This window comes from Pseudoalteromonas sp. Of11M-6, assembly GCF_022347905.1.
Classification (GTDB): Bacteria; Pseudomonadota; Gammaproteobacteria; order Enterobacterales; family Alteromonadaceae; genus Pseudoalteromonas.
This window is the reverse complement of the sequence record NZ_JAKRFW010000043.1, coordinates 40,756-48,761: the sequence shown is the minus strand read 5'-3', so window position 1 is coordinate 48,761 and position 8,006 is coordinate 40,756. Positions and strand designations below refer to the sequence as shown.

4 protein-coding genes are annotated in these 8,006 nt (G+C 43.5%); 3 read left to right on the top strand and 1 reads right to left on the bottom strand.

What is annotated here, in order from left to right; translation table 11 throughout:
- A partial coding sequence (locus MHN32_RS18295) for a hypothetical protein (protein WP_239422475.1) occupies window positions 1–194 on the top strand: 194 nt, incomplete at its 5' end.
- A 254-nt stretch (window positions 195–448) separates the two neighbouring features.
- Here the strand turns inward: MHN32_RS18295 and MHN32_RS18290 are convergent.
- Window positions 449–1,783 (bottom strand): dicarboxylate/amino acid:cation symporter, encoded by a 1,335-nt coding sequence (locus MHN32_RS18290; RefSeq protein ID WP_174168722.1) that lies wholly within the window; start codon window positions 1,781–1,783, stop codon window positions 449–451.
- Between the two features lie 180 nt (window positions 1,784–1,963).
- Between MHN32_RS18290 and MHN32_RS18285 the strand changes: the two genes are divergently transcribed.
- Window positions 1,964–4,942: a hypothetical protein gene (locus tag MHN32_RS18285; protein WP_239422474.1), complete on the top strand. Its 2,979-nt coding sequence runs from the start codon at window positions 1,964–1,966 to the stop codon at window positions 4,940–4,942.
- Between the two features lie 251 nt (window positions 4,943–5,193).
- Window positions 5,194–7,839 (top strand): type I DNA topoisomerase, encoded by a 2,646-nt coding sequence (topA, locus tag MHN32_RS18280; protein WP_239422473.1) that lies wholly within the window; start codon window positions 5,194–5,196, stop codon window positions 7,837–7,839.
- Window positions 7,840–8,006: the final 167 nt, after the last annotated feature.

The following is an 8,006-nucleotide window of genomic DNA, read 5'->3' as shown; positions in this document are numbered from 1 at the left end:
TGAATTCAACGCAGTTAGCGCTAAAACTGGCTGCTAGAAAGGCATTAATTATCCGCAGCTCAGGTTATTTAGTTGTTCTAAATGAGAAATTTTTAACGCCGTTAGCGTCAGATTTGCTCCTTCAAATTGAGCAAGTATTAAGACTAATTGGTATTATCCACAACAGTGTATTTGTTGCACAGGACTTAGCCTGAGCAAATGTCTAGATAAGTGTTCTATCTTTGAGATGAGAGAGGATTACCGATAACTTCACGTCCAAATCCTGCTATAACTAAAGCACTCACACGCATAGGCATGGAGAATCTTCTGCTTAATCTTATTCTGTAACTAGGAAAAAGTGACAATGAAGAAAAGGGTATGGATAGCTGATATGTCGCAGAGAGGAGTATTGAGTTGGCTAGTTGAGGAAAATAACGCAGCTATTTATAGTTAGCTGCGTTATTGATATTTACGCTTTTGCTTTAGAAGTGGTTTCTTCTAGTTCTTTTGCTGCATCAGGGTCGTTGAAAACATCGATATCAAATTCGTTTTCAGATTTGGCCACAGCACAAGTTACCATACAGTCACCTGTTACGTTAACTGCTGTTCTTGTCATATCTAATAGTCTGTCTACACCAATGATAAGCGCGATACCTTCAACAGGCAATCCAACTTGGTTAAGCACCATTGCAAGCATGATCAAGCCAACACCAGGCACGCCTGCCGTACCAACTGAGGCAAGAGTCGCAGTCAAGATAACCATGAGATAGTCATTGATGGTGAGGTCTACGCCAAATACCTGAGCGATGAAGACCGTTGCAACACCTTGCATGATAGCCGTGCCATCCATATTAATGGTTGCACCCAGAGGGATCGTAAAAGAGGCAACTGAGTTATGCGCACCTAGTTTCTTAGTCGCGGTCTCCAGTGTTACGGGCATAGTTGCACTTGAGCTTGACGTACTAAAGGCAAACATGCATGCGTCTTTCATCTTCTTCAGGAAGATAATAGGGCTCAAGCCTGTTAACAGCTTGAACAAAATTGAATAGTTAATGAATGCATGAATTAGCAGAGCTGCCAACACTACCATAAAGTATTTGCCGAGCTCGGCGATTAACCCCATGTCGATCGTTGTAAACAACTTAGCCATTAAACAAAATACGCCATATGGAGCGACATTCATCAATAAAGTGACTAGCTTAAGCACCACTGTATTTAGGTCTTCAAATACGGTTGCTAGGCGAGCACCAGCATCGCCGCTGAGCGCCATAGCGATGCCAAATAGTAGCGCAAAGACGATGATTTGAAGCATGTTACCGTTGGCCATCGCGTCAATTGGATTGGTCGGGAACATGTTGATTATGACTTGCACAAGTGTCGGCGCTTGCTTTGCGTCAAATGACGCGCTGTTTGGAATTTCAACGCCACCACCCGGTGCAATAAGTAGTGCGAGCGTAATCGCTACCGTGATTGCGATTGCTGTTGTAATGAGATACAAACCAATGGACTTACCACCCAAGCGGCCCAATTTTTTTGGGTCACTAAGGCTACATGTGCCACATACAAGAGAAATAAACACTAAAGGAACAACAAGCATTTTTAAGCTTGCAATGAAGATCTGCCCACCGATGTGGAATAAACCGTCAACGAAGAAACCTTTAATGGGGAGGTCAAAGAGACCTAAAGGAATAAGTATTTCTTTATTCTTACCTAGGATGGCTTGAAGGGTGAGGCCTAGTACAACCCCCAACACCATGCCTATCATAATGCGCGCCGTTAGGCCCATTTTTTTATTTTCTGACATTGCCCTAACACTATGTATCTTAAAACTGCTAAAGCTTAACAGGCTTGGCGCAGATGAACAGCATTTCACGACAGAAAATCTACCTAATCTAATAAAAAATTGTGATTTTATCGATAAAATTGGGTTACTATTGAACAATAATAAAATTAACTTAGCTAGGGAGATAGGTGAATGCCCTTGATGCGCTATTTTAGCATACTGATGCTAGCATTCTTACTGACCGCGTGCGGTGGCGGCGGCAGTATTCAAAAAGATACAGATAATGGTGATGATGGTAGCGATGGCACTTATGCCATTACGCTTTCAGGAGCGGATACTAGTGGTAATTCTACGAATACACTTTCATCTTCATCTCCTTTAGTAATCACTGCCACGTTAACAAAAGATGGTAGCCCTCTGGCAAATAGTCGAGTCGTTTTTGAGAGCGACGAATTTGCAACCATGGAACCCAGCTCAGGGTCTGTCCTTACCAATGATGAGGGTAAAGCGTCAATTACTCTAAAAGTAACTGCTACTGTAGGTGCTGGACGTATTACGGCGACTTACACTCAAGGCGATAATAGTGCAACGGGATCTTTTGATTTTACCTCTCAAGGTGGCGGCGATGACGGCAATGTAACAGCGTCTGCAAAACTTGAGGTCATGCTATTAAGTAAATGCCCTGCTGGATGGGATGATAGCCGAGATCAGGCCATGATAGATCCTATCGCTGCTGGGTGTACTCGCGTCAATCAAGTATCGTCAAACGAGACGGCTGATGTATTCATCAAAATGACATCTAGCCAAACTGGCGATGCTATTGCCAACGGGTTAATTAGCGCTGAAACTACTTTAGGGACTATTTTACCATCGACAGGCACTGCGTTGACGGATTCTTTTGGTATTGCAATCTTAAAGTTTCAGCCTGGTAACCAAGGTGGCGCAGGTACCATTACCGTAAACTCTCCAGATTATGTCGATGTTACTCAGGCTATCAATTTTAATGTTGGTGTTGCTCAGTTGAATGTTACGATTGACAACGGTTTGGTGGATAGCAATGGCGTCCAACAAAAGCTTTCCGCAGGTGGAAGTACGGTTATTACTGTGACACTGAAAGATCAGAATGGGGCATTAATCAATAGTGCTGTTGAAGTTGCATTTAGCTCAGCTTGTTCTATAGCAACCCCTGCGCTGGCCGAATTAGATGAAACGGTAAATACCTCCAATGGCTTCGCCCGCTCTACTTACCGTGCAAAAGGTTGTCAAGGCGAAGATAGAATTTCTGTTACTATTCAAAACGGCAGCTCTCCAATAAATCAAGAAACAATTATTGAAGTGGATAGTGCACTTGCACAAGCGGTACAGTTTTTACCTGAGGAAGATGGATTTAATCAGTTTATTGCTTTACCTCCAGGTGAAGGCGGTTTACCAACCCAATCTGTTGTGAGCTTTAAACTGGTAGATGAAGATAACCTTGCAATTCCACGTGCTCGAGTCGACTTTAGGTTGTCAGATGAGCAAGGTCTTGCATCGCTGACGCAAATTACCGGAAACACCAATGCAAATGGTATTGTAAGAACGACTGTTAAGTCTGGTATTGTGCCAGGTCCGCTCGTTGTTAGTGCATGTTATATCCCTGAAGAATCTTACGCGAATTTACCTGATGGTGATGCGATTACCTGTTGGACGGATATCGCCAAAGCATGTAATGATGCAGATGCATCAAACGACGATGCTCGTTGTCCTACAGGTGTAATGCATACTATTGAGCTAAGTGAGCAAATATTTGGCGTATCGTCAGGGTTAATTTTAAGCTCAGGTGTCACAGATCAGGATACGTTTGATGCTTCCCCTGTTACATTCAATACCAACTCGCTTAATTATAATGGGGTAACAACAAATATTACCTTGTTCTTTGGTGATCAATTCAATCAGTTTAATGCTGATGGTGTCGCTGCAACGGTGATTGCTGAAGCCGGTGCTATTGGTAGTACTGAGTCTGAGGACACTTATGATTGTAGAACGAATAATGCTGCTTGTACTGTGGTATGGCGCAGCCAAGGAGATAGACCTTTCTATGAATATCGTTGGGGTAACCGCATTGGTGATATAGATGGCAATGCGAATACCTTTGAAGCGGTAGCGCCTAGGCTAGCAGCTACATTATCAAATACTCAAAAGCAAGACTCAGCTAATTGGAACTGTGACCCATATTTTGGTAGTGCTGCACCATGTATTAATGGCATGCTACGACAAAAAGACGCTTCGTCGGGCGACGATGCTGCAACTGCGCTTAGACGAATTGTAATGGGTGGGCGTGTAAGCGTGTTGGCTTTTGTTAAAGGCCAAGAAAATTTCAGAGATGAGCAATCAAGCGGTGGTGTAGAGCGCCGTAATGGTCGATTTGATATTGGCGAATATCGCCAAGAGTTTGACCTTACAGAAGCATTCCTAGATACCAATGAAAATGGTCGCTTTGATAAAGAGAATTGTGATTCTGCCGCAAACACTGGACCTTGTTCTCCAACCGGAACTGTAAATGGCGGTCATGACGATTGGTGGATGGATAGCAATAACAATGGTCGCTTTGATTTTGATAACGATGGTAACGGTGTTTATGAAGGGGACGGCAAGTATAATGGCTTGCTTTGTTCAGAAGCCGCTGAAGCTGCAGGAGAATGTACGAAAGAGCTAGTTAATGTATACAGACAATTTGAATTGATAATGTCTGGCGATAACGCTTTTGTGCGATTTACAGTGCCGGCTGCGCTTGCAGGTTCGAATACGTGCCCAAGTGGGAATGGCTTAGTGCTTGAACCATCTGGAGTAGAGGGAGTATGCGATCTCGCCGGTGTAGATTTTACGGCAGCAGGTAGCCCTTCAGCTGTTCCTATTACAATTTATTTCACTGATGAGTTTGGTAATCCGCTTCCGGCTGGCACAGAAGTCGAGATTTCAACAAATAACGGTGAATTAACCAGTGGAAGTGTGTCTGGCACCTTAGGGAATTACACAAGTGACAAGCCAAACTTCTTCAACGTTACGTTGGCGAGGGAAGCTGAGCCAAACAACAAACTTTCTGGTGTATTAGGGATCAAATTTACTTTTCCAGCTTTGGGAGATGATGATGACGAACGAAAGACACAATCAATAGGAATAAGCGTTACAGACGCAGGATAATTCAACAAATGCCAACTTTCGGGTTGGCATTTTTGTTTCTATTCCTTTATATTCCCGTGCCTTAACCTTATATATATGAATGCGTCCCTAAATTGGCTGAATATTGTACACAAATTGGATAATAATTCGGTGATCAGGGAAAAGTTAGTATTTTTAGCTTGTAACAATAGGTGTTTGTAGATATACCTATAAGTAATTTAACGCCCAAGTAAGGGCAAACATCAGACAGAATCGGTCAAAAATAGGCAGCTATGGGCAAATCGCTAGTAATTGTAGAGTCTCCCGCGAAGGCAAAAACAATCAATAAATACCTCGGCAAGGATTACATTGTTAAATCCAGTGTAGGTCATGTTCGAGATCTTCCTACCTCAGGGGCAGGTAAAACGAAAGGCTTGGCAACTAAGTCGCCAGCTGAAGTACGTAAAATGTCACCTGAAGAAAAAGCGCAATATAAAAAGCAAAAAGATTATGCAAATTTAGTTGCGAGGATGGGGATTGATCCTGAGAAGGGTTGGGAACCGCATTACGAAATTTTGCCGGGTAAAGAAAAAGTAGTTCAAGAACTACAAAAGCTTGCTGAAGATGCTGACCATATCTATCTCGCAACCGATTTGGATAGAGAAGGGGAGGCCATTGCTTGGCACCTTGAGCAGATTATCGGTGGCGATGAGAGCAAGTATAAGCGTGTGGTCTTTAACGAGATCACCAAAAACGCGATAACTCAAGCGTTTGAGGCGCCTGGCGACCTTAACACCGACATGGTATATGCGCAGCAGGCAAGACGATTCCTTGACCGTGTTGTTGGCTTTATGGTGTCCCCGCTGCTTTGGCAAAAAGTAGCAAGAGGGTTATCGGCAGGTCGTGTACAATCTGTTGCTGTGAGATTACTTGTTGAACGAGAGCGTGAGATTAAAGCGTTTATTCCAGAAGAGTTTTGGGATATTCACGCTGATGTTAAAGCAACAAAAGATGATATTCGCCTAGCGGTTACTAAGTTTAAAGGCGAAGCATTTAAGCCAGTAAATAAAGCGCAAGCTGATACAGCCGTACAAGTGCTTGAAAACAGTGCTTACGAAGTAGTCAAGGTTGAAGAAAAGCCAAGTAAGAGTAAGCCGAGTGCGCCATTTATTACCTCGACAATGCAGCAAGCGGCAAGTACTCGTTTAGGCTATGGCGTAAAGAAAACCATGATGTTAGCGCAGCGTCTATACGAGGCGGGTTACATCACCTATATGCGTACAGACTCGACGAATTTATCAAACGATGCGTTAGAAATGTGTCGTGGCTATATCGATAGTGAATTTGGTAGTAAGTATTTACCAGAAGCACCGCTGCGTTATTCCGCAAAAGGCAACGCACAAGAGGCGCATGAGGCAATTCGTCCTTCTGATGTGACAATCTTATCCGGTCATTTAGACGGCGTAGAGGCTGATGCTAAGAAGCTCTATGAGCTTATTTGGCGTCAGTTTGTGGCGTGTCAGATGATGCCTGCAGAGTATGACTTAACGACGCTGACCGTCGCTGCGGAAGATTACACGTTAAAAGCGAAAGGGCGCGTGCTACGTTTTGATGGTTGGACACGTGTACAACCATCCGTTCGTAAGAAGAATGAAGAAGAGCAGGCGCTTCCAAGTGTTTCAGTTGGCGACAAGCTTGATCTTATTGCAATTGATCCTAAGCAGCACTTTACTAAACCACCAGCACGTTTCAGCGAAGCAAGCTTAGTTAAGGAATTAGAAAAGCGTGGTATTGGTCGTCCATCTACCTATGCTGCTATCATTTCGACGATTCAGGACCGTGGTTATGTCCGAGTTGAAAACCGCCGTTTTTACGCTGAAAAAATGGGCGAGATCGTAACTGACAGACTCGTTGAGAATTTTAACGATTTAATGGACTTTGACTTTACCGCAAAAATGGAAGGTCGCCTTGATGATATCGCAGAAGGTGAACGCTTATGGACGCAGGTACTTGATAAGTTTTACGCCGACTTTTCTAACCAGCTAGAAATCGCAGCTGGCGATGAAAGTGAAGGCGGCATGCGACAAAATGTGATGGTCGAAACAGACATAGATTGTCCTACATGTTCACGTAAGATGGGTATTCGTACTGCTTCTACTGGGGTATTCCTTGGCTGTACAGGCTATAACTTACCGCCAAAAGAGCGCTGTACTACGACAATTAATCTCGTGTCAGGTGACGAAGCGGTTGCCGCGGATGCGGATGAAGAGGCGGAAGCCGAATCACTTCGTCATATGAAGCGTTGCCCAATTTGCGAAACAGCAATGGATTCATATCTTATTGATGAAACGAAAAAACTCCATGTATGCGGTAATAATCCAGCATGTAAGGGCTATGTCATTGAGACAGGTGCATTTAAGATCAAGGGCTACGATGGACCACTGATTGAGTGTGACAAGTGTGGCTCGGATATGCAGCTTAAATCTGGCCGTTTTGGTAAGTATTTTGGTTGTACAAATGAAGACTGTAAAAATACACGTAAACTATTGAAAAATGGTGAAGCTGCGCCACCGAAAGAAGATCCAGTTCCGCTACCGGAACTAGAATGCGAAAAATCGGACGCGCATTTTGTGCTTCGAGATGGCGCTTCAGGTATTTTCTTAGCGGCGCACACATTCCCGAAGTCACGTGAAACACGTGCTCCTAAAGTATCAGAGCTAAAACGCTTTAGAGATAGAATTTCACCTAAATTCTATTATCTGGCTGATGCGCCTGAGCAAGACTCGGATGGTAATCCTGCGATTGTTCGTTACTCTAGAAAAACCAAGACACAATATGTGATGACAGAAGTGGATGGTAAAGCGACGGGTTGGAAAGCGACGTATAGCAATGGTAAATGGGTAGAAGAAGAGAAAACTACCAAGAAAAAGAAAGCTTAACGGCTAGCCAAACATCGATAAGCGTCTTCGGATGCTATGGATATTTTGTCCAAAATGTTATTAAAAACAAAAGGCCGTTCAACGTATTGAGCGGCCTTTTCATCATGAATGCCATCACTTAATTAAGCGAACTGGTATTATACCAATTACACTAATTCTCCAAGCAA

Bases quoted from the DNA above. Each gene is read 5' to 3' on its own strand.
- MHN32_RS18290 (WP_174168722.1), bottom strand. From the start codon at position 1,783: ATGTCAGAAAATAAAAAAATGGGCCTAACGGCGCGCATTATGATAGGC.
- MHN32_RS18285 (WP_239422474.1), top strand. From the start codon at position 1,964: ATGCGCTATTTTAGCATACTGATGCTAGCATTCTTACTGACCGCGTGC.
- topA (WP_239422473.1), top strand. From the start codon at position 5,194: ATGGGCAAATCGCTAGTAATTGTAGAGTCTCCCGCGAAGGCAAAAACA.